The 22,266-nt window shown below is 69.1% G+C and carries 20 protein-coding genes; 15 read left to right on the top strand and 5 right to left on the bottom strand.

The genetic code is table 11. The features are described 5' to 3' along the window. Window positions 1-48: 48 nt before the first annotated feature. Together QM582_RS11270 and QM582_RS11265 are read left to right on the top strand one after the other, a co-directional pair. Window positions 49-816 (top strand): SDR family NAD(P)-dependent oxidoreductase, encoded by a 768-nt coding sequence (locus QM582_RS11270; RefSeq protein WP_415084441.1) that lies wholly within the window; start codon window positions 49-51, stop codon window positions 814-816. A 61-nt stretch (window positions 817-877) separates the two neighbouring features. After that, window positions 878-1,669 carry a lysophospholipid acyltransferase family protein gene (locus QM582_RS11265; RefSeq protein ID WP_415084439.1) on the top strand — a complete coding sequence of 264 codons (792 nt, stop codon included), beginning with the start codon at window positions 878-880 and terminating at the stop codon, window positions 1,667-1,669. A 30-nt stretch (window positions 1,670-1,699) separates the two neighbouring features. Here the strand turns inward: QM582_RS11265 and QM582_RS11260 are convergent, their stop codons facing one another. Further along, complete coding sequence (locus tag QM582_RS11260) at window positions 1,700-2,425, bottom strand: GntR family transcriptional regulator (RefSeq protein ID WP_415084437.1); 726 nt, start codon at window positions 2,423-2,425, stop codon at window positions 1,700-1,702. A 165-nt stretch (window positions 2,426-2,590) separates the two neighbouring features. Between QM582_RS11260 and QM582_RS11255 the strand changes: the two genes are divergently transcribed. From QM582_RS11255 to QM582_RS11215, 9 genes are all read left to right on the top strand, one after another. After that, entirely contained in the window at window positions 2,591-4,669 is a 2,079-nt protein-coding gene (locus QM582_RS11255) for a glucose PTS transporter subunit IIA (protein WP_415084436.1), read from the top strand. 39 nt (window positions 4,670-4,708) lie between these two features. Then, window positions 4,709-5,494: a glucosamine-6-phosphate deaminase gene (gene nagB, locus QM582_RS11250; protein WP_415084434.1), complete on the top strand. Its 786-nt coding sequence runs from the start codon at window positions 4,709-4,711 to the stop codon at window positions 5,492-5,494. Window positions 5,495-5,522: 28 nt separating this feature from the next. Next, on the top strand, window positions 5,523-6,665 hold the full coding sequence (gene nagA / locus QM582_RS11245) for an N-acetylglucosamine-6-phosphate deacetylase (RefSeq protein WP_415084433.1): 1,143 nt from the start codon (window positions 5,523-5,525) through the stop codon (window positions 6,663-6,665). Window positions 6,666-6,698: 33 nt separating this feature from the next. After that, window positions 6,699-6,959 carry a hypothetical protein gene (locus QM582_RS11240; protein WP_415084431.1) on the top strand — a complete coding sequence of 87 codons (261 nt, stop codon included), beginning with the start codon at window positions 6,699-6,701 and terminating at the stop codon, window positions 6,957-6,959. Beyond that, window positions 6,956-7,783, top strand: coding sequence for an HAD family hydrolase (locus QM582_RS11235; protein ID WP_415084429.1), 828 nt, complete (start codon window positions 6,956-6,958; stop codon window positions 7,781-7,783). Before QM582_RS11240 ends, QM582_RS11235 begins: the two co-directional genes overlap by 4 nt. 20 nt (window positions 7,784-7,803) lie before the next feature. After that, window positions 7,804-8,859: a LacI family DNA-binding transcriptional regulator gene (locus QM582_RS11230; protein ID WP_415084427.1), complete on the top strand. Its 1,056-nt coding sequence runs from the start codon at window positions 7,804-7,806 to the stop codon at window positions 8,857-8,859. Between the two features lie 204 nt (window positions 8,860-9,063). Then, window positions 9,064-10,620, top strand: a complete 1,557-nt coding sequence (locus tag QM582_RS11225) for a PTS transporter subunit EIIC (RefSeq protein WP_415084425.1) — start codon at window positions 9,064-9,066, stop codon at window positions 10,618-10,620. Window positions 10,621-10,629: 9 nt separating this feature from the next. Further along, window positions 10,630-12,018, top strand: coding sequence for an adenylosuccinate lyase family protein (locus QM582_RS11220; RefSeq protein WP_415084424.1), 1,389 nt, complete (start codon window positions 10,630-10,632; stop codon window positions 12,016-12,018). Between the two features lie 7 nt (window positions 12,019-12,025). Then, window positions 12,026-12,496: a PTS sugar transporter subunit IIA gene (locus tag QM582_RS11215; RefSeq protein WP_415084422.1), complete on the top strand. Its 471-nt coding sequence runs from the start codon at window positions 12,026-12,028 to the stop codon at window positions 12,494-12,496. 589 nt (window positions 12,497-13,085) lie between these two features. On the opposite strand, the gene QM582_RS11210 is transcribed toward QM582_RS11215, so the two are convergent. Both QM582_RS11210 and QM582_RS11205 read right to left on the bottom strand, forming a co-directional pair. Further along, complete coding sequence (locus QM582_RS11210; RefSeq protein ID WP_415084421.1) at window positions 13,086-13,481, bottom strand: TA system VapC family ribonuclease toxin; 396 nt, start codon at window positions 13,479-13,481, stop codon at window positions 13,086-13,088. Beyond that, entirely contained in the window at window positions 13,478-13,708 is a 231-nt protein-coding gene (locus QM582_RS11205) for a hypothetical protein (protein ID WP_415084419.1), read from the bottom strand. The genes QM582_RS11210 and QM582_RS11205 overlap by 4 nt, the downstream gene beginning before the upstream one ends. Window positions 13,709-13,845: 137 nt before the next feature. On the opposite strand from QM582_RS11205, the gene QM582_RS11200 reads away from it, so the two are divergent. Continuing rightward, window positions 13,846-14,511: a helix-turn-helix domain-containing protein gene (locus QM582_RS11200; protein ID WP_415084418.1), complete on the top strand. Its 666-nt coding sequence runs from the start codon at window positions 13,846-13,848 to the stop codon at window positions 14,509-14,511. A 201-nt stretch (window positions 14,512-14,712) separates the two neighbouring features. Here QM582_RS11200 and QM582_RS11195 read toward each other — a convergent pair whose 3' ends face one another. Continuing rightward, entirely contained in the window at window positions 14,713-16,800 is a 2,088-nt protein-coding gene (locus tag QM582_RS11195; protein WP_415084416.1) for a YhgE/Pip family protein, read from the bottom strand. Next, window positions 16,793-19,432 carry an MMPL family transporter gene (locus QM582_RS11190; protein ID WP_415084414.1) on the bottom strand — a complete coding sequence of 880 codons (2,640 nt, stop codon included), beginning with the start codon at window positions 19,430-19,432 and terminating at the stop codon, window positions 16,793-16,795. The genes QM582_RS11195 and QM582_RS11190 overlap by 8 nt, the downstream gene beginning before the upstream one ends. A 95-nt stretch (window positions 19,433-19,527) precedes the next feature. Here QM582_RS11190 and QM582_RS11185 point away from each other — a divergent pair, with 95 nt between their 5' ends. The 3 genes from QM582_RS11185 (at window position 19,528) to QM582_RS11175 (ending at window position 22,115) form a co-directional block, all read left to right on the top strand. Then, a complete protein-coding gene (locus QM582_RS11185; protein WP_415084412.1) occupies window positions 19,528-20,217 on the top strand; it encodes a TetR/AcrR family transcriptional regulator in 690 nt (229 codons plus the stop codon). Between the two features lie 115 nt (window positions 20,218-20,332). Continuing rightward, window positions 20,333-21,010, top strand: a complete 678-nt coding sequence (locus tag QM582_RS11180; protein ID WP_415084410.1) for a trimeric intracellular cation channel family protein — start codon at window positions 20,333-20,335, stop codon at window positions 21,008-21,010. A gap of 190 nt (window positions 21,011-21,200) precedes the next feature. After that, on the top strand, window positions 21,201-22,115 hold the full coding sequence (locus QM582_RS11175; RefSeq protein ID WP_415084408.1) for a DUF559 domain-containing protein: 915 nt from the start codon (window positions 21,201-21,203) through the stop codon (window positions 22,113-22,115). Window positions 22,116-22,266: the final 151 nt, after the last annotated feature.

The raw sequence follows: 22,266 nt of genomic DNA, 5'->3' as shown, positions 1-22,266 counted from the left end.
CCTTAAACTGCCCGGCACCGATAGCGCTGTGCCCGATAGCGTTGGGCCATGGCTACCGCACTGATCACCGGCGGAACCTCCGGCATCGGCGCCGCCTTCGCCCGGGAACTCGCCGGACGCGGCCACGACCTGGTCCTGGTCGCCCGCGATCCCGAGCGGCTGGCGTCCTGCGCCGCCGAGCTGACCGAGCGCTACCGGGTTGCGGTGGACACCCTGCCGGCCGACCTCTCCGTCCGCGCCGACGTGCTGCGGGTCGCCGAACGCCTGTCCGACGCCGACCGTCCGATCGAGATCCTGGTCAACAACGCCGGGTACGGGTTGCACGTGAAACTGCTGGACGACGACCTGGACGCCCACCAGCACGCCATCGACGTGATGTGCCTGGCCGTGCTGGCACTCGGCGGCGCCGCCGGACGGGCGATGAAGGCCCGCGGTCACGGGCTGATCGTCAACGTGGCGTCGCTGGCCGCCTACATCAGCCAGGGCGGCTATTCGCCGATCAAGGCCTGGGTGCTGTCCTACTCCGAGGGCCTGGCGAACGAGTTGCACGGCACCGGGGTGCAGGTCACCGCGGTCAACCCGGGCTGGGTGCGCACCGAGTTCCACCAGCGGGCCGGCATCCGCACCTCGTCGATCCCGGATTTCATCTGGGTGGATTCCGACAGAGTTGCCCGCGAGACTTTGGCCGATGCCGACAACAAGAGGGTCATCTCGGTGCCCACGAAGCGCTGGAAGCTACAGAAACTGCTAGCCAGGCACGCACCCCGTTCCGCCGTCCGATGGGCCTCCCGTATCTTGAGCAGAAGCCGTCAGTGAGCCGACTCCCCTAAGGTTTGCTGAGACAAGTCGCATGATCCGATCGGGCGGAAGGGACGTGGTGGCTGAGGACAACACCAACCGGTACTCGTCCGCACCCGGCGCGGCTGCCCGGTTCGCTGCTCAGCAGCTGGTGATGAAGCCGTACATCTGGTCGGCGCTGCACGTGCACGAGCACGGACGCCGCAACCTGGACGGCCTGAAGCCGCCGTTCATCGCGGTCGCGAATCACTCCAGCCACCTGGACGCCCCGCTGATCATGGGCGCCCTGCCGCGCCGGCTGAGCCGCAACCTGGCCGCCGGCGCCGCCGCCGACTACTTCTTCGACAAGTGGTACACCGCTGCCGCCACCCGGCTGTTCTTCAACGCCTTCCCGGTCGACCGCAAGGGCCTGCGGAACCGCAAGGGGGTCGCCGGCGTGCTGCTCGGCGAGGGCGTCCCGCTGCTGCTCTTCCCCGAGGGCACCCGGTCCCGTACCGGTGCGATGAAGAACTTCACCCCGGGCCACGCGGCGCTGTCGATCAGCCGCAACGTGCCGGTGCTGCCGCTGGCCCTGGTCGGCGCCTTCGCCGCCATGCCCTACGGCGCCACCCGTCCGCCGTCGGGGCGTCCGCACGTGCACGTGGTCTTCGGACGCCCGCTCAAGGCCGCGCCGGGCGAGATCGCGCACCAGTTCGCCGAGCGGATCTACCGCTACGTGGTGGAGCTGCACGACTCCACCGCACGGGCCTACGGGATGCCCACCCAGGCCGACTTCCACCGGGCCGTGGCGCTGCGCAAGGCCGCCACCGAGCAGGCCCAGCTGGCCCAGGCCGAGGCGGCCAAGGACGCCGAGCCGCCGACCGACAGCTAGCGAACCGGCCGCCGATCGACCGACCGCGGGTCAGGAGACCTGGACGGCGTCCGGCTGGTCGAGCCGCTGCCGGGACATGAACCGGAACCGGTCGCCGCGGAACTTCGACGCCGTCCACTCCACCACGTTGCCGTCGGCGTCCCAGCCGGTGCGGTAGACCAGCAGCATCGGTAGCCCGGTGTCCACGCCGAGCAGGTCGGCGGTGACCGGGTCGGCCAGCACGGTCTCGACGATGTCCTCCGCGGTGCTGACCACGGCTCCGTAGTCCTCGCGCAGCGTCCGGTACAGCGAGCCGTGCTCGGCCAGCCGTCGCGCCAGTTCCGGCAGCGGGCGGGGCAGGTAGGCGACCTCGTGGGCGATCGGCTCGTCGAAGGCGGTCCGCAACCGCTCCACCCGCTGCACCCGGCTGCCGGCCGGCACCCGCAGATGCTCGGCCAGTTCGGCGTCCGCGGTCAGCTCGGAGATGTCCAGCACCACGCTGCCCGGACGCCAGCCGTCCATCGCCAGGTCCTGGGAGAAGGAGCTCAGCGGACGGACCCGCATCATCTTGGGCTGGGCCACGAAGGTGCCGCTGCCCTGGGTGCGGACCAGCTTGCCGTCCACCACGAGCTCGGCGATGGCCTGCCGCACCGTCGTCCGAGAGGTGTCGAACCGGGTGGCCAGCTCGCGTTCGGTGGGCACCGCGGAACCCGGCGGCAGGTCGCCGATCAGCTCCAGGATCTGCTCCTTGATCCGGTAGTACTTCGGAACCTTCACAACCGTCCCTTCCGGGTGTGGACTGCCCATGTGACCGTCAGGATATTGGACTAGACCAAATTGGTGCCAGGGGTTGACGCGGCAGATTGGTCTATGCCAATCTCTCCTTATTGGTCTAAACCAATCCATCGACGAGTCCCGCCGCTCAGCCACACGAGGAGACAGATGAGCACCACCACCGCCGGAACCCCGGCCAAGAAGTCCGGGGGCGGCTTCCCCGGATTCGCCCAGCTTCAGCGCCTGGGCAAGAGCCTGATGCTCCCCATCGCCCTGCTGCCGGCCGCCGGCCTGCTGCTGCGGCTCGGCCAGCCCGACCTGCTCGGCCAGATCGACGCCCCGGTGATCGGCCCGTTCTTCGACGCGATGAGCGCCGGCGGCGGATCGGTCTTCACCGCCCTGCCGCTGCTGTTCGCCGTGGGTGTCGCGATCGGTTTCGCCAAGAAGGCGGACGGCTCCACCGCGCTCTCCGCGGTTGCCGGCTACCTGGTGATCGAGGCCGTCTTCAAGTCGATGTCGCCCATCGTCCTGGCCGGCGTCACCGATGCCCAGGGTGAGCAGGCCCAGATCAACTACAGCGTCTTCGCCGGCCTGATCATCGGCCTGGTCACCGCCTGGCTGTTCGACAAGTACCACGACATCCAGCTGCCCGCCTACCTGGGCTTCTTCGGCGGCCGTCGGTTCGTGCCGATCGTCGTGGCCTTCGCGAGCCTCCTCATCGGCTTCGGGCTGAGCTACTTCTACCCGATCTTCAACACCGGCCTGACCGGGGTCGGCGCCGCGATCGGCGGCACCGGTGCGATCGGCGCCTTCCTCTACGGCTTCGCCAACCGGATGCTGATCCCGCTCGGCCTGCACCACATCCTGAACTCGTTCATCTGGTTCCTGTACGGCTCGTACCCCACCCCGGCCGGCAAGATCGTGACCGGCGAGCTGACCCGCTTCGCCGCCGGCGACCCCTCCGCCGGACTGCTCACCGCCGGCTTCTACCCGGTGCTGATGTTCGGCCTGCCCGCCGCCGCGCTGGCGATGATCCACGTCGCCAAGCCGGCCCAGAAGAAGGTCGCCATCGGCATCCTGTCGGCCGCCGGCCTGACCGCGTTCCTCACCGGCATCACCGAGCCGCTGGAGTACGCCTTCATGTTCGTCGCGATGCCGCTCTACATCATCCACGCGGTGCTGACCGGCCTCGCGCTGGCCATCGCCTACCTGCTGGACATCCACCTGGGCTTCTCGTTCTCGGCCGGCCTGATCGACCTGCTGCTCTACGGGACGGCGCCCGCCGCGAAGAACATCCCGCTGCTGGTCGGCCTGGGCGTGGTCTTCTTCATCGTCTACTACCTGCTGTTCCGGTTCGTCATCGTGAAGTGGAACCTGCGCACCCCGGGCCGCCAGCCGGACGCCGACTTCGAGGCCGAGCAGGCCGCCAACCTGACCGACGAGGACGGTGCCGCCGCCGCGACCGGCACCGGCGGCAGCCGGAAGGCCGAGCAGCTGATCGCGGCCTTCGGCGGACGCGAGAACCTGCAGCACGTGGACGCCTGCATCACCCGGCTCCGGATGGAGGTCGCCGACAAGGACAAGGTCGACAAGGCCCGGCTCAAGGCGCTCGGTGCCGCCGGGGTCGTCGAGGTCGGCAACAACGTCCAGGCCATCTTCGGCACCCAGGCCGACGTGCTGAAGGGCGAGATCATCAACGCGCTGGCCGGTCCGGCGCCCAGCACGCCGGTGCCCGACGTCCCGGTCGTCGACGAGCCGGTCGCCGCACCCGCCGCCGCGGCCACGGTCGCCCCGACCACCATCCTGGCCCCGGTACCGGGTCGTCCGGTCGCCCTGAAAGACGTCCCGGACGCCACCTTCGCCCAGGGCATCGTCGGCTACGGCCTGGCCATCGACCCGCCCCGCGGCGTGGTCGAGGCGGTCGCCCCGGTCGCCGGCACGGTGCTCACCCTGTGGCCGCACGCCTACGTGATCGTCACCCCGGACAACGTCGGCGTCCTGGTCCACCTCGGCCTGGACACCGTGCAACTCAACGGTGAAGGCTTCACCGCCCATGTCGCCCAGGGCGACGTGGTCGAGGCCGGCCAGCCGATGATCACCTTCGACGTCCCGGCCGTCGAGGCCACCGGCCGCAACCCGATCATCCCGGTCGTGGTGATGGACAAGAAACAGGGTGACATCGCCTTCACCGACGCCGTCATCGGCGCCGAACTGGCCGCCCTGGACGCCATCATCACCACCCGCTGAATCAGCCCACACCCACCCGACAAGGAGAAACAACCAATCATGGAGATCGTCATCCGTCCGGACGCCACCGCCGCCGGCAAGCTCGGGGCCGACGCCATCGTCACCCTGCTGCAGCACAAGCCGGACGCCGTGCTCGGCCTGGCCACCGGGTCGTCCCCGCTGGCCATCTACGACGAGCTGGCGGCCCGGCACGCCGCCGGCGCGGTGTCGTTCGCGCAGGCCCGTGGGTTCACCCTGGACGAGTACGTCGGCCTGCCGGCGGAGCACCCGGAGACGTACCACAACGTGATCCGCCGGGACTTCGTGAACCGGGTCGACTTCGCCGCCGACGCCGTGCACGGCCCGGACGGCCTGGCCTCCGACATCCCCGCGTTCTGCGCCTCCTACGAGGCGGCCATCGCGGCGGCCGGCGGCGTCGACCTGCAGATCCTCGGGATCGGCACCGACGGGCACATCGGCTTCAACGAGCCCGGCTCGTCGCTGGCGTCCCGGACCCGGATCAAGACGCTGACCAAGCAGACCCGGGTGGACAACGCCCGGTTCTTCGACGGCGACATCGACCAGGTGCCCACCCACTGCATCACCCAGGGCCTGGGCACGATCATGGCGGCCCGGCACATCGTGCTGGTGGCCAGCGGCACCGCGAAGGCCGAGGCCGTCCACCACATGGCCGAGGGCTCGGTCAGTGCGCTGTGGCCGGCGACGATCCTGCAGCACCACCCGCATGTCACGGTGCTGCTGGACGAGGCGGCGGCGAGCAGGCTGCAATTGGGTTCGTACTACCGCGAGACCTACACCGCCAAGCCGGCCTGGCAAGGTCTGTGAGGCTTCATCGAGCAGGAAGGCCACCGACATGCTGATCACCGCTGAGCGGATCGTCACCGGCACCGAGGTACTCGCTCCCGGGTGGCTGGAGGTCACCGGCTCCGTGGTCACAGCGCTCGGCTCGGGGACGCCGGCGGGCGTCCCCGAGCACGCGCTGGGCGCCGTCACCGTCGTCCCCGGGTTCGTCGACATGCACACCCATGGCGGCGGCTCGGGGGCCTTCCCGGAAGCGAGCGCCGAGAGCTCGCTGGCCAGCCGCGACCTGCATCGCCGGCACGGCACCACGTCGATGATCGCGTCCCTGGTCTCGGCGCATCCGGACGAGTTGCTGCGCCAGGTGGCGGTGCTGGCCGAGCAGGTCCAGGACGGGCTGCTGGCCGGCATCCACCTGGAGGGGCCGTGGCTGTCGTCGCAGCGTTGCGGGGCGCACGAGCCCAGCGCGCTGCGCGACCCGGACCGCGCCGAGATCGACCGGGTCTTCGCCGCCGGCAAGGGCACCATCCGAATGGTCACCATCGCCCCCGAGCTGCATCGCGCGGTGCCGGCCATCCGACGGATGGTGGACGCCGGCGCGGTCGCCGCGATCGGCCACACCAACGCCACCTACGCCGAGACCCGGGCCGGCATCGAGGCGGGGGCGCGGGCCGCCACCCACCTGTTCAACGCGATGCGTCCGCTGCATCACCGGGAGCCGGGTCCGATCACCGCGCTGATCGAGGACCCCCGGGTCACCGTCGAGCTGATCAACGACGGCGTCCACCTGCACCCGGCGCTGTACCGCAACGTCACCAACTGGGTCGGCCCCGACCGGGTGGCGCTGATCACCGACGCGATGGCGGCGGCCGGCATGTCCGACGGCGCCTACACCCTCGGCGCCCTGGACGTGGACGTCACCGACGGCGTGGCCCGGGTGGCCGGCACCAACACCATCGCCGGCAGCACCGCCACCATGGACCTGGTCTTCCGCAACGCCGTCCTGGGCTCCGGGCTGGAGCGGGACGCCGCGCTGCAGTTGGCCGTGCAGCAGGCCTGCCTCAACCCGGCCCGAGCGATGGGCCTGGACGTCGCCGGCCTGACCGTCGGCGGACCGGCCGATCTGGTGGTGCTGGACGACGACCTGCGGGTGGACGCCGTGCTGCACCGCGGCACCTGGGTGGACGGCGTCCGGTAAGCGGCTCGGCACGTCACGGCTACACTCGCCGTCATGAAACAGATCGTCGATCTACTGACTGGTGGATCGACACACCACCAGGCTCTCCTCACCGCGCTCGGATTCCTCTGCGGCCTGTTCACCACGCAGGGCCGGCCGATGGCGGGGCTGACCCTGGGGGTCGCGGCGGTGATCGGCGCCGCCGCCCTCTTCCCCCTCAAGAAGGCGCCCCGAACGGCGTGGACCCTGGCCGGGCTGGCGATCGGCGTGGCCGTGTCGTTCCTGCTCACCTCGTTCGGCAGCCTGGGATCATGACACCCACCCGCGACACCGTCCGGCTGATCGCCACCGACATGGACCGCACCCTGCTCAGCGGCGAGCCCCGCTCGATCAGCGCCCGCACCCGCACCGCCCTGGACGCAGCGGCGGCCGCCGGCATCCGGGTGCTGGCGGTGTCCGGGCGACAGCCCTACTCACAGGCCACCTTCGTGCAGGGCACTGCCCTGGCCGGGCTGGGCATCGGTTGCAACGGAGCGGTCGTGGCCGACCTGGGCAGCGGCGAGATCCTGTCCCAGGAGATCCTCGAACCGGACGCCCAAACGGCCCTCACCTTCGGCCTGCGCAACGTATTCCCCCACGTCAAGGTCGCCTCCTTCCGCAACGGTGGCAACACCGTCCGGGCCCAGTTCGGCTACCTGGAGGCGGTCGCCGGCAACCAGGCGCCCTGGCCACCCGACCAGCGCGAGGCGCCGCTGGACGAGGTGCTCCGCGTCGGCTCGGTGAAGCTCGTCGCGAAGGTGGCCGGCGTCCCGGTCGACGAGGTCTACGCCGCCGCGGTGGAGCTCGCCGTCCCCGGCTGCCAGCCCACCATGTCGGGTGCGTCCTGGATCGAGGTGGCTCGCGCCGGCGTCACCAAGGCGTCCGCGCTGGCCCGGGTCGCCGCGAACTGGGGGATCGACGCGGCCGCGGTGGTGGCGGTCGGCGACAACGTCAACGATGTGGAGATGCTGCGCTGGGCAGGGTGCGGCGTCGCGGTCGCGAACGCCACTCCGGAGGCGCTGGCAGCCGCCGATGTGGTCACCGTCTCCAACGAGCAGGACGCCGTGGCGCGGCTGATCGAGGACATCCTGGCCGCGTAGCGGGCTGCTAGGTTCTGGCCATGCGGCACGAGATCACCCTGAAGGACGTCGCCGCACGCGCCGGGGTGTCCCGGACCACCGCGTCCAACGTGATGTCCGGCGGTGGCCGCTTCTCCGAGGACACCCGCGAGCGGGTGCATCGCGCGATGCGCGAGCTGGGCTACGTCTACAACCGCAGCGCCGCCTCGCTGCGCACCCAGCGGACCCGGACGGTGGGGGTGATGGTCACCCACATCGCCAGCCCGTTCCACGCCGAGTTGCTGGTGGGGCTGGAGGCGGCGCTGACCGCCGCCGGTTTCCTCTCGCTGGTGGCCACCACGGCCGACGATCCGGCCCGGCAGGACATCCTGGTCGCCGAGCTTCGCGAGCAACGCATCGCGGCCCTCGCCATCGTGCCGGCGACCGGCACGTCTCCCGGACTCCTGGAACAACTCGCCCAGGCCCGGCTTCCGCACGTGCTGATGACCCGCTACCTGCCCGGCGTCCCGGCCCCCTACGTCGGTCCCGACGATGTGCTCGGCGGACGGCTGGCGGCCGAACATCTGCTCCAGCACGGCAGCCGGTCGTTCGCCTACGTCGGCGGCTCGGCCGGGATGGTGTCGCGGCACGACCGGCGCCGGGGCATCCAGCTCGGGCTGGCGGCCGGAGGCGTGGACCCCGGGCAGCTGCAGGACATTCCGGGCAGCTCGACCGGCCCGGGCGGTCTGCTGATCGGCAAGCAGCTGCTGGCCGGCGGCCCATTGCCCGACGCCATCGTCTGCCACAGCGACAGCGTGGCATTCGGCGTCTACCGCGCCCTGCGATCCAGTGGCCGAGCCCAGGGCATCCGCATCATCGGCTACGACAACGTCCACAACGCCGCACTCTGGGAACCGCCGCTGACCAGCGTCGCCACCAACCCGATCACCCTCGGCAGGGCCGCCGCCCAACTCATCCTGGAACAGATCGGCGACGACCCGGAGTCGGTTGCGGACGACTCCACCGGCAGCTTCCGGGTGCTGCCGGACGGCCTGTCCCGGGTCTTCGAACCCCAGCTGATGGTCAGGGAGTCGTGCGGGTGCGCCGCGACCTGGTGATCCTTGACTCCCCCTCGGCGGGCCTGACATCCTGACCAGTGGTGAATCGATCCCTCACGCCTCCACCGGATCGGCCCAGCGGCGACGCAGGCCGATTGATGAATCGATCCATCAGTGCTGTTCTTCACCGCGCGACAACGGTTGCCGCGCCCACTGCAACCCCGAACTCGTCTTTCGACTCGATGAATAGAAGGAGTGATAACGATGGCCGACTTCAAGAAGGGCATTCAGACCTTCGGTAGATCGCTGCTGTTACCCATCGCCGTCCTCGCCCCGGTCGGCATGATCATGGGCATCGCGAACGCCCTCACCCAGAAGTACCTGACCGAGAAGGCCCCCTGGCTGGGCAACGACATCGTCCAAGAGGTGCTGACCAGCCTCGGCACCATCGCCCAGGTGGTGTTCGACAACATCCCGCTGCTCTTCGCCATGGGTGTGGCCTACGGCATGTGCAAGCGCGACAAGGGCATCGCGGTGTTCTCCTCCGTGGTCGGCTACCTGACCATGCAGATGGTGATGAACATCTACCTGATCGTCACCGGCTCGCTGGTCAAGGATCCCGATCTGATGCGCGCCGCCGGCCAGGGCCTGGTGCTCGGCGTCCAGACCGTGCGCCTGGAGGCGGCCGGCGGCATCATCGCCGGACTGCTGGCGGCCTATTGCTGCGACAAATGGGGAGCCATCGAGCTGCCGCTGGCCTTCGCCTTCTTCGGCGGCAAGAAGTTCGTGGCCATCGCCACCTTCCTGCTGATGATTCCACTGGGGTTCGTGCTGCCGATCGTCTGGGGCCTGTTCACCAAGGTGCTGATCTTCATCTCGCCGATCTTCATGAACGACACCTTCGGCGTCGGCCTGTACTGGATGGCGCACCGACTATGCATTCCCTTCGGCCTGCATCACGTGCTGGCGTCGGTGGTGCGGTTCACCGAGGCCGGCGGCACCTACATGATCAACGGCCAGCCCTTCGTGGGCATCCTGCCGGCCGCCAACGAGGTGCTCTTCAACCAGGGCCCGGGCAGCCAGGCCTGGACCGACTACGGCCCCAAGCTGTTCGGCTACCTCGGCACCGGCCAGATGCTGACCACGCTGTTCCGCATTCCAGCGATCGGCCTGGCGATGTATCACACCGCGTTCAAGGAGAACAAGCAGATCGCCAAGGCGGCCATCCTGACGGTGGTGCTGACCGCGTTCCTGGGCAACATCACCGAACCGATCGAGTTCTCCTTCCTGTTCATCGCCCCGGGCCTGTTCATCCTGTACGCCGGCCTGTGCGGCCTGCTGGCCATACCACTGCAGTTCCTGCACATCAGCATCGGCTACATCCGCGGCACCATCTTCGACTTCGGCATCTTCGGGCTGCTCTACGACGACACCAACTGGCTCAACCTGGTGCTGCTCGGCCTGGTCAACGCGGTGGTGTTCTACTTCGTCTTCCGTTTCGTCATCACCAAATGGAATCTCGAGACGCTGGGCCGAGAGAAGGCCATGGGCGATCGAACCCTGCTGATCGAGAAGCGCTACGACGACATCGCCGAACTCGTCATCATCGGCCTGGGCGGCAAGGACAACATCAAGAACGTCGACAACTGCGTCTCTCGATTGCGCGTCGACCTGGTGGACAACGACAAGGTCAACCAGGACCTGCTCAAGGACACCGGCACCAGCGGTGTGTTCTTCCCACAGAAGGGCCACATCCACATCGTGTTCGGGCCCTATGTCGAGTTCGTCCGCAACGCGGTCGACGCGGCCATGAAGAAATAGGGGTCCGTCGTGGCACTGACAGATTCGAGCAGCAGGACCCTCGACGACCACGGCATCAGCCGGCTGTTGTCGCGAGAGGTCAAGCTGCAGACCTGGCTGGACGTGGAGGCCGCACTGGCCCAGGCACAGGCCGAGCACGGCGTGATCCCGCGCGAGGCGGCGGAGAACATCAAGGCCAACGCCAAGTACGAGAACCTGGATCTTGCGTTGATGGACGAGATCTACCGCACGGTGGGCCACGGCTTCGTGCCCTTCGTCAAGGTGTTCGTCAAGGCCTGCGATCCCGAGGCCGGCAAGTACATCCACTTCGGCAGTACGACGCAGAACATCCAGCAGAGTTCGCAGAGCATCATCCTGAAGCAGGTGAACCGGAAGTTCCTGGAGCTCACCCGGCAGATCCTGCTCAATCTCGCCGATCTCGCCGAGGCGCAGGCCGACAGCGTGATGGCGGGCCGCACCCACGGCAAGCATGCGATCCCGATCACCTTCGGCTACAAGGTCGCCACCTGGATGTCGGAGATCCTGATGAGCGTGCAGCGGCTGGAGCAGCTGGAGCCGCGGGTGTTCACCGTCATGATGGGCGGCGCCGTCGGAGCCTTCAACTCCACCGGCGCGGTCGGGTTGGACGTGCAGCGCCGGGTCGGCGAGATCCTCGGCATGGACGTGATGCAGATCCCGTCGCGAGCGATCAACTCACCGAAGGTGGAGTACATCAACGCTCTGGCGTTGCTGGCCAACAACTTCCACAAACTCGCCGAAGAGGTCTTCCAGACCTCCATCGAGGAGTTCGGGGAAGTTTCCGAAGGCTTCAAGAAGGGCACCATCGGCAGTTCCACCATGCCGCACAAGATCAACCCCAAGCTGTCCAAGGGGATCATCGCCAACGCGCAGAAGCTGTACTCGCTGACCACCGTGGGGTATTTCTCCAGCGCTCGTCCCTTCGAGGCCGACAGCACGTCCAACATGCTGTTCGACGGGATTCTGGACGAGGCCGTCGGGTTGATGCGGGAAGTGATCGTACGCATGGTGGAGCTTTCGGCAACGCTGGGCGTGAACGCCGAGCGGTTGCACGCCAACGCCAATCTGAACCACGGCATCGACAACAGCGAGTACATCATGATGAAACTCGCGGAACGGCTCGGCAAGGACCAGGCCCACGAGTTGGTGTACGACCTGGCCATCGACGCCACCGTCAATCACCGCAAGTACTCCGAGGTGCTGCTCGAGAACGAGGTGGTCAACTCCGCCTTCGATCAGGCCGAGATCGCCGAGCTACTGAAACCGGAGAACTACATCGGCCTCTCCGCCGAGATCGCCCGGGACACCGCGCGACAAGTTCGGGCGTCCTGTGCGCCCGCGCACTCACCAAGCACCAACCCAACGCACCCGAGGAAGTGACATTCAAATGGTTTTCGGATTCAAGAAGAAGCCGGCCCCGACCCTGCTGGCGGTGGCCGACGGCGATGTGATCGCGATGGACGCGGTGTCCGACCCGGTCTTCGCCAGCAAGACGATGGGCGACGGCTTCGCGGTACGACCCACGTCCGACGGGGTGGTGTCGCCGTTCAACGGGGAGATCGTCAGCATCTTCCCGACCAAGCACGCGATCATCCTGCACAGCGACGACGGCCTGGACGTGCTCGTCCACATGGGCATCGACACCGTCGCGCTCAAGGGCGAGGGTTTCGACATCAAGGTCACCCAGGGTGACAAGGTCAGCGCCGGCCAGCCGCTGGCCACCATGGACCTGGGCTACGTCGTCGGGCAGGGCAAAGAGACCACCGTCATCGTGGTGATCACCAACCTGGACGGCAAGCGCCTGAAGCTGACCACCGGCCACGCCACCGCCGGAACCCCGGTGCTCGAAATCAAGTAGCCGCTGCCGCTCACATCCAAGCGGGGCCGCTCTGTCCCGGGGCCCGGAACAGCCAACGTGCTGACCCGCCTCGGTGACAAGCGGCCTCGTCGCATGCGGAAACCGGGCGACTCAATGCCTACACGCCGGACACAATCCGTCAACCAGATCAGCATCACGAGACTGCCCGATCAGACAGACCAGGCAGATCAGGCCGCGAAACAGAACAGCCGGCTCCCGGTGCGCGGCAGCCTGCGGCTCGACATCGAGAGCCTCCCGAAATCGCTGAAATAGTCGAGGATGCTGGCGCGCGACCACCGCGTGCAGCTCGGATGGCGTCCGCGACGGATCCCGCATGCCAGGGGATCGTCACCGGTCACCGAACAACTCCGCTTCGATGTCTGGCGCGGACATGCGAACGACATCGTCCAACATCGCGTCGCGGAATCGCTGGAACTCCGAGTACGGCACGCGATGGCGGTTTCCCACTCTGGCCGCCCGGATCTCACCCGCCAGAATCGAACTCGACCAAGGGATGGCTCATGACTCGATGAGATCGCGCGGTGCGCAGATGGATAGCTTGTGTCTGCGCAGCCCACAACCCGACTGCCTACTCAGGCAGCAGCCGGGCGACGTCCGGATGCAGCTGCGCCAGGCCGGCATCGAGAGTGGCCAGCAGAACGCCATGTCGCCAGGCCGAGGCGGCGAGGTAGGCGTCCATGGCCTGGCGATGGCCGCGCAGGTTCGGCAGGTCGGCATCGAGATACGAGGAGTCGTCCGGCAGGAACCGACACCGCGCGTGCTGCCGGACGCCACTCAGAATGGCGTGAGTCGTGGCGCCGGACTCACCGGTGCGCAGCAGGAACCGGACGAGCGCGCCTTCCACGACCGGCGACAACGCGAACTCCTCCACCCTCGCCAACCACTCGCTCGCGCGGTCATGATGCTCGTGTTCGCGAACGGTGAGCGCGATCAGGACATTGGCGTCCAGCAGGTACGTCGTCATTCGTCATCGAGCACTTCGGCAACATCGGCGGACGTTACGGAACGACCCAGCGAGAGCACCGGCAGCCCGGTCCTCGAGTCCGTCTGCAACGTCACCGGATCGTCGAGTTGGGCCAGCCCGCGCACCGTGAGGTCGGCGATCACCGACGACAGGGACTGCCCTCTCCGAGCAGCCAACTCCCGAGCACGCCGGTGAACCGCCGGCGGCAGGTCAACCGTGGTTCGCATCTCTGCATCATAGCTGCATCAGGATCGATGCGAACAGCCCTCGACCAGCCGGTGTCGGGCAAGGTAGAGGCGGCCTCGCTGACCGCGACCCTCACCCGCGCTTTACAGATTAGGTCCGGTATAGGACATTATCTGTTATGGCCGGCGAGTTCCTCACGATCAAGGAGGCGGCGAGCGCCCTCGGGGTATCAACTCGTCATGCCCGGCGACTTGCGGACGCCGGCTCACTCAGCCGGGTGGCGCGGGGGCTCATCGACCGCACTTCCGTCGATCGCTACATCCAGTCTCAGCGTCAGGGTCGCACCCGGGCCTGGGCCGAGCACACCGCGTGGGGTGCCGTGGCACTCCTGTCCGGCCTCGATGCCGACTGGCTCGGTACCGTCCAAGCCTCGCGACTCCGGTCGACATTGCACGACACCACCGACGTCGATGACCTGCTGACCCGGATGCGGGACCGCGCCCGGGTGCGCACCTATGACGCCCACCGGGCGGCACTCCCCCGGCTACGCGACAAGATCGCCTCCACCAACCTCCGACTACTCGGACTCACCGACGCGATCGACGAGAGTGTCGACGGCTACCTCGCCGCGACCGACCTCGATGACACCGTCCGCTCACTAGGGCTGCGGGCTGACGCAGGTGGGTCCGTGGTCTTGCGCACAACCGGCTTCGCCTTCGACCGCGTTCGTGACCTCGTCGCGACCATGCCGGCTGCGGCCTTGGACGCCGCGACCAGCACCGACCCCCGGCAACGGGGCATCGGCCGCCGAACACTCGCCGAGTTGTTGGAGGCATACCGATGAACGTCGAACGCACCACCATCGAGGTCGACGCCGCAGTCGGCGGATGGCCTGCTCCGTGGCCCAGCGTCGCGGAGCTGGCCGACGGCCTCCCTGCCGAGCGCTGGCCGCTGCGGCCGCGGAGATCCCGGCGTTCGCCGGGATGACGAGAGCATCCCGGACGACGAGAACGGCGGGATAACGAGAGCGCCGGAATGACGCCGGTCAGGCCAGCGCGGGCACCTCACGGAGCCGGACGGTGCGGCGGCGCAGCACCGCGAGGATGCTGGCGCCGAGGGCGAGCACCGTCCAACCCAGCAGGGTGAACACCGCGGCGGACGCCCCGCCGGCGTCGGAGAGGATGGCGCGCAGCCCGTCCAGGGCCGGCGACACCGGAGACACCGAGCGGGCGCTGTCGAAGAAGGCAGGCGCGGCGGCGGTCACCGCACTGACCGTGGTGAGCACCCCGAAGGCGATCGCGACCAGGCGTCCGGCGTTGCCGAACCAGGCCGCCAAAGCATGGTTGGCCAGCACGAACGCCACCCCGGTGAGCAGCAGGAAGCCGGCCAGGGCGGACGCCGCCGGCAGCCCCAGGCCGAGCACGCCGGCACCGATCGCGGTCAGCACGATCGCCTGGGCGACGGCCACGATCAGTCCCGGCCGCAGCGCCCGCCCGACCAGGGTCGCGGTGGACGCCGTGGACAGCGCCAGGCGTCCGTCCAGCGGCTTCACCATGGCGAAGGTGGCCAGGGCCCCGATCCACAGCGCCAGCGCCAGCAGCAGGCTGACCCACGACACGGTCGGCGCCACCACCCCGTTGCTGCCGTCCGGGCTGACCGGCGCGGCGACCACCGCCGAGAGGTTCTCCCGGTCGGCCTTGCTGTAGCTGGGCACCTTGTCGGCACCCTTGGCCAGCCCGTCGGCGAGCTTGTGGGAGCCGTCGGCGAGCTTGTCGGCACCGTTGGCGGCCTTGCCCAGGCCACCGGCCAGCTGCTTCGCCCCGGGCGCCGCGGCGTCCACGCCGCCGGTGTACTGCTCGACGCCGGAGCGCAGCTGCGGCAGCCCGCCGGCCAGCTGGGCGGTGCCGTCCGCGGCCTGGGCGATGCCCTTGGCCAGCTTCGGCAGCCCGCTGCCCAAGGCAGCCGCGCCCTCGCTCAGCTGCTTGCCACCGGCCCGGAAGTCGGCCAGCTGCTTGCCCTGCTTCTGCTGCTCCTGCGGGGTCGGCAGCTGCTTGTTCAGCGGCCCGGTGATCTGCGCCAGCCCGGACTGCAGCTCCTTCGCACCCGTCGCGGCCGCGCCGGTGCCATAGCCGATGCCGGTGTAGAACGCGGCGCACTCGGTCGGGGTCTGGAACGGGCACTTCTCCGGTGGCACCAGCGCGGTCGGCTTGGCGGCGAAGCCGGCCATGGTCTGCTGGTAGGTGTCCAGCCCGCCGGAGAACTGGTTCAGTCCACCGGCCAGCGTCACGGTGCCCTTGCCGGCCGCCACCAGCTGATCGGCCAGCTGATTGGCGCCGGCCACGTAGCTGGTCACCCCGGACGCCAGCTGCTTGCCCTGGGTGGGCAGGTCGGCGGTCTGCTTCTTCATCTCGCCCATGCCCTTGGCCAGCTCGTCGGCACCGGACTCGACCTTCTTCACCCCGTCGACCAGCTGTGCCGAGTTCGCGGACAGCTTGCCCAGCCCGTCGCTCAGCTTGCCGGCGCCGTCGGCGGCGGTGCCGATACCGTCGCCGAGTTCGTCGGTGCCGTCGGCGAGCTTGCCGGCGGCGTCCGCGACGGTCTGGAACTGCTTGCCGGTGTCGTTGAAACCGATGTAGATGCGGTCCAGGTAGGCCTTGGTGAGCGTCTCGTTCAGGGTCCGGGACGCCGCACCGGCCAGCACGTTGCCGAGCCAGCCGTCCGCCACCCCGGCCACCGGCGAGGTGTGCACCGTGATGGTGGCCTGCTCGGCGGTCTGCGGATCGTCGTTGCCGTAGGAGGTGGCCGCCTCGGAGAAGTTCTTCGGGATCACCACCACCGCCACGTAACGGCCGGACGACAGCCCGGGCCAGGCGTGCGCCTCGTCGGCCAGCACCCAGGTGAAGTTCTGCTGCTTCTCGGTGTCCACCAGGTCGGCCGACAGCTGCCGTCCGAGCGGGACGAATTTGCCATCCAGGGTGACCCCGTCGTCGAGGTTGACCACGGCGGCTTCTACCCGGTGCAGCCGGTCACCGGCGTTCCAGGTGCCCCACAGGAAGCCGCCGGCGACCAGCACCGGCACCAGCACCAGGGCGAGCAGGGTGCGCCACGAGAAAGAACGAGTGGCTTCAGGCATGACTGAGTTCTCCTTGCAGGGTCACGGTCCGGTGCACCGGTGGCAACAGGTCCGACAGGTCGGCGCCCGGGGCGTGGGCCAGGACGGCACAGCCGCCGGCCTCGGTGAGGGTGCGCAGCCGCTCGGCGAGCGCCGCGCGCTGGCGTCCGCCGAACAGGTCGGCCTCTTCCACCAGCAGCACCGGTCCGTCGAAATCGCGGATCGGGGACGGATGGGACGGGGTGGCGACGGCGGCGATCCGGCGCACCTCGGACGCCTGCTCGGGCAGTGCCCGGCCGGCCACCACGGCGTCGCCGCCGGTCAGCGGCAGGCGTCCGGCCAGGGCCAGCAGCAGGGCGCGACGACCGGTCACGTCCCCCTCGACGACCAGCACCTCGCCGGGCTTGACCGCGACGTCCACGACGTCGAAGGCGTCCGCGCAGGCCAGGCCGCGGCCGTAGACGATGTGCCCGCCGGCCTCCGGCCAGGACTGCAGCTTCAGCTGGTGGGCCAGCGCCTCGCCCTCGATGTCGACCACCGGCAGCCGGCGGTCCAGCCAGCGTGGCAGCCGCCAGGCGCGGCGTCCGAGCAGCTTCATCACCGCCGGCACCAGGGTCATCCGGACCACGAAGGCGTCGATGGCCACCCCCATCGCCAGCGCGAAGGCGATCGGTTTGATGGTGCCCTCGCCGGAGGGGACGAAGAAGGCGAACACCGCGAACATGATCAGCGCGGCCGCCACCACCACCCGCGAGGTGTGCACGAAGCCGTCCTCGACGAAGCGGTCGGTGTTGCCGTGCACGTACTCCTCGCGCATCCGGGAGACCAGGAATACCTCGTAGTCCATGGCCAGGCCGAACAGCACGCCCATCAGGATGATCGGCAGGAAGCTGATCACCGGTGCCGGTTCACCGAGGTTGACCACCTCCTTGAACCAGCCCTGGTTGAACACCAGTGTGGTGGCGCCGAAGGCCGCGCCGACGCTGAGCAGGAAGCCCAGTGCGGCCTTGAGCGGCACCCAGAGCGATCGGAACACCAGGGTGAGCAGCACCAGCGACAAGCCGACCACGAAGATCGCGAACGGCAGCAGGGCGTCCGAGAGCCGCTGGGTGACGTCGATCTGGACGGCGGTGGCGCCGGTCACCGAGGTGTCGATGCCGTACTCGGCCAGCCAGCGGTCGTGCTGGGAGCGCAGCGCATGCACCAGCTCGGCGGTCGCCGGGTCGTCCGGGCCGGTGGTCGGAATCACCTGGACCAGCGCGGTGTCGGCGTTCTCGTTCGGGGTGGACAGCGCAACCAGCTGGACGCCGGGCAGCTTCTCGATGTCGTCCTTGAGACCGTCGGTGATCTTCAGCGGATCGTCCGACTCGACGATGGTGCCGGTGACCACCAGCGGGCCGTTGTAGCCGATGCCGAACTCGCGGCTGATCACGTCGAAGGTGACCCGGTCGGCGTAGCTGACCGGGTTGCGTCCGGAGTTGGGCAGGGCCAGCTGCAGGTCCTTGGCCGGGAAGGCCAGCGCGCCCAGCGCGGCAACCACCAGCGCGATGGTGAGCACCGGGACCGCGGTCACCGTCCGTACCCAGAACACCCGCAGGTCGAACCGCTGGGCCCGTCCGGCCCGGGGTTGGCGCGGACGCAGCCGCTCGCCGGCGAAGCCCAGGAAGGCCGGCAGCAGGGTCAGCGCCAGCAGCACCTCGAAGAACACGCCGACGGCGGAGAACACCCCCATCACGCCCAGGAACGGCACCCCGGAGATGGACAGCCCGACCAGCGCGATGATCACGGTGAGGCCGGCGAACACCACCGCGGAGCCGGCCGTGGCGACCGCCCGCGCGGTGGACTCTTCGGCGTCCAGCCCGTGCCGCAGCTGGTCGCGATGCCGGGAGACGATGAACAGCGCGTAGTCGATGCCGACCGCGAGCGAGATCATCACCGCCAGCATCAGGCTGGTCGAGTTCACCTCGATCACCCGTGAGGCCAGCATGGTGATGGACACCGCGATGCCCACCCCGATCAGCGCGGTGCCGACCGGCATGGCGGCGGCGGTCACCGAACCGAGCACGGCCAACAACACCACGACGGCGACCACGACGCCGAGGCCCTCGATGATGCTCAGGTGCGGGATGTGGGTGGAGAACACCTCGCCACCCAGATGCACCTCCGAGCCGGGCAACAGGCCGGCGACCTTGCTGGCCTGGTCCTCCAGCTGGTGCTTCTGGGCGTCGGTGATCTCGGTCATCGACACGTTGAGCTGGACGTTGGCGAGCCCGGCGCGTCCGTTGTCGGAGATCAGCCCGTCGACGTGCTCGTTGTAGGGGCTGACCACGTCGGTGACGATCGACAGCTCCTTGAAGGCGTCCAGCGCGTCCACGACCCGCTTCTCGGTGTCCTTGTCGTTCAGCGACTCGCCCTCGGGCAGCAGCAGCACCACCTGCGCGGTGGTGGCGGCGCCGGACGGGAAGGTCATCTTCAGCTGGTCGAGGGCGACCTGGGAGGACGCGCCGGGAATCCGGAAGCTGTCGTTGAACTGGGCGCCGCCGAGCAGCCCGACGGTGCCGCCCAGGCCGGCGAGCAGGATCAGCCAGACGGCCAGGACCCGGACGCCGTGGCGATAGCAGGCTCGCCCGATCCGGTACAGCATCGACGACATCGGCCGTCCCCTCCCACAATTTCTCGATACAGTGGTGTATCCGATTCAGTAGTGTATTCAATACGAGCGTGTATGCAAACAGGTAGGATGACGCGATGACCACGATCCGAGAGGCTCAGCGTGGAGCCCGCCGGCAACCAGGCGGTCAGGCCGGCCCGAGCGCCCGGCGGCGGGCCACCCGAGAGCGGCTGATGGACGCCGCGACCGAGCTGTTCGCGGAGCGCGGGGTGCTGGCGGCGTCCGTCGAGGAGATCTGTGAGCGCGCCGGTTTCACCCGCGGCGCCTTCTACTCCAACTTCGAGTCCAAGGACGAGCTCTGCCTCGACGTGCTGCGCCGCAAGGGCGAGCAGCACCTGGCCGCGATGCAGGCCGCGATCGCGGTGATTCCGGAGAGCCCGGAGCAGGCCGGCGGCACCGAGCGGCTGATCCGGGACGCCGTCGCGGTCTTCCTGGAAGCCCAGCCCAAGGAGGTCGCCGAGCTGGTGGCGATGATGGAGCTGCGGCTGCACGCGGTCCGCACCCCCGAGCTGCGGGCCGGCTGGCTGGCGGTGCACGAGGGCATCTCGTCCTCGGTCAGCGGACTGCTGGAGATCGCGCTGGAACGGGTCGGTGCCCGGGTGGCGATGCCGACCCCGCAGGTGATCGAGTTGCTCGGCGCGGTCTACGAGAACACCGTCAGCATGAGCCTGCTGCGCGGCGAGCACGTGCCGACCGGGCTGGCCGACGAACTGGCCGCCCTGCTGGACGCGCTGATCCAGGGCGACTGCGGCGAGGTTCCGCGGTAAGACCGTCGGCACGGGCTGTCGGCACGGTCCCGTCCGCACCGGCTGTCGGCACAGGACCGTCCATCCGGCCCCGCCCGGTTCGGCTCCGGCGGTCGCGGCGCCCACAATAGGAGCCGTGGACGAGTCCTACTTCGCGATCCCGTTGTGGGCCGACCTCACCGCCGTCGGGCTGGGCGGCATCCAGGGGGCGCTGTTCGCGTCCGGATTCCGCGGCAAGCGACGGCTCGACCTGCTCGGTGTGGTGATCATCGGCGTGGTGATGGGGATGGGCGGCGGCCTGATCCGCGACCTGCTGCTGAACGCGATGCCGGCCACCCTGCTCAGCAACTGGCATCTGCTCACCGCCACCGCGGCGTCCCTGATCGGCATGCTGCTGGCCGGGCTGTTCCAGCGACTCAACCGGGGCATCGTCGTCCTGGACGCCGTCGTGATCGGCATGTTCGGCGCGCTGGGCACGGTGAAGGCGCTCGGCGTCGGCATGCCGGTGGTCCCGGCGATCTTCGTCGGCGTCTGCGCCGCGGTCGGCGGCGGCATGCTGCGCGACGTGCTGATGGGCCTGCCGGTCGCCGTGATGCACGTCGGCTCGCTCTACGCGGTCGCGGCCGGTTCGGGCTGCATCGTGCTGACCACGGCGCTCGCGCTGGGTGCGCCGATGACCTGGGCCGCCGGCGGCTGCGTGGTGGTGACCGCCGTCGTCCGCATCTTCGCCGTCGCCTTCGACCTGTCGCTGCCGGAGCAGCGCCGGCTGTACCGGCGCCGGGTGGCCGCCGAGCGGCGCGTCCGAGCCCGCTGAGTTTCGTCGTCCAGGGCGTCCGAACCCCGTCAATCAGCGACCGATCTGGGCCCTATGTGAGGCTGCCGAGGCGAGACGGACCCAGAATCGGTCGCTGATCGACGACGCCTTGCTGAGAGTTTCGGATGAGTTGTGTGGATAACCCGGTCTTCGCGGCCCACGCCGCTGCTGAACGTGGTGCGCTGGCCGGGTGGACGAACTCGACGACCTGATGCTGCTGACGAACGTGATGAACCTCAACAACGGGGTGCTGCGGCCACGCCATCACAGAGGATCACGGACGACCTTCGACCGTCTGGTGCGCTCGGGCGCGCTGGTGCGGGTGCTTCCCGGCACCTACGTCGACGCCACGCTGGTCACCAGTCGCCGGACGCGGTTCGCCGCGGCGCTCGCCAACTCGCCCGGCGCGGTGCTCTGGGGCACGGACGCGGTCGCGGCGCTGACTGGGAGCCTGGACGAGCGTCCGTTCCGGCCCCGGGAACGCGTCCAGCTGGCCCACCCACGCGGTCATGTCAGCACCGACGCGATCAGCTGGGTCCGGCGACGGGTGCCGGTCGAGCACCGGGTCACGGTGGACGGGCTGCGCTGTCCGTCCGCTCGCTACCTGGCCGTGGAAAGTGCGGCACGGGACGCCGGGGCCCTGCTGGAACGGTTCCTGCGATCGGGCCTGGTGGAGCCGTCCGAGCTGCCGGAGATGGTGCCGCTCTTCGCCGGGAGCGCAGGGCAGGACGCCAGACGCCGGGTCGTCCGGACCAGCGTCGACAACCCGTGGTCGGGCGGCGAGCGACTGCTGCATGCACTGCTTCAGCGCCATCGGGTCACCGGCTGGGTGGCGAACGCGGAACTGGAGATCGGCGGCTGCCGCTACTTCCCGGACGTCCTGCTCGAGGAGGCCGGGCTGGTGGTCGAGTTCGACGGCTACGAGGTGCACAGCAAGCCGGAGGTCTTCGAGTCCGATCGGCGACGGCAGAACGCGTTGACGCTGGCCGGCTATCACGTCCTGCGCTACACCTGGAAGCAGCTCAACGACGAGCCGATGGTGATGATCAGCCAGATTCGGGCCTTCCTGGCTCGTCGATCAGCGACCGATTCGGCACCCACGTGAGGCCGCGGAGGCGTGACGCACCCTGAATCGGTCGCTGATTGACGGGTCCGGACGCCGCCGAGTCCGCTGGACTCCGCCGTCCTAGCTCGCCCAACGTCCGGTGAAGAACAGCCAGGCCCAGAAGCACAGCACCACCCCGGCCGCCAGGAAG

It is taken from the genome of Micropruina sp., assembly GCF_047607385.1.
Classification (GTDB): domain Bacteria; phylum Actinomycetota; class Actinomycetes; order Propionibacteriales; family Propionibacteriaceae; genus Micropruina.
The sequence above is the reverse complement of the archived record's forward strand: the minus strand, read 5'-3'. Positions and strand labels throughout refer to the sequence as shown.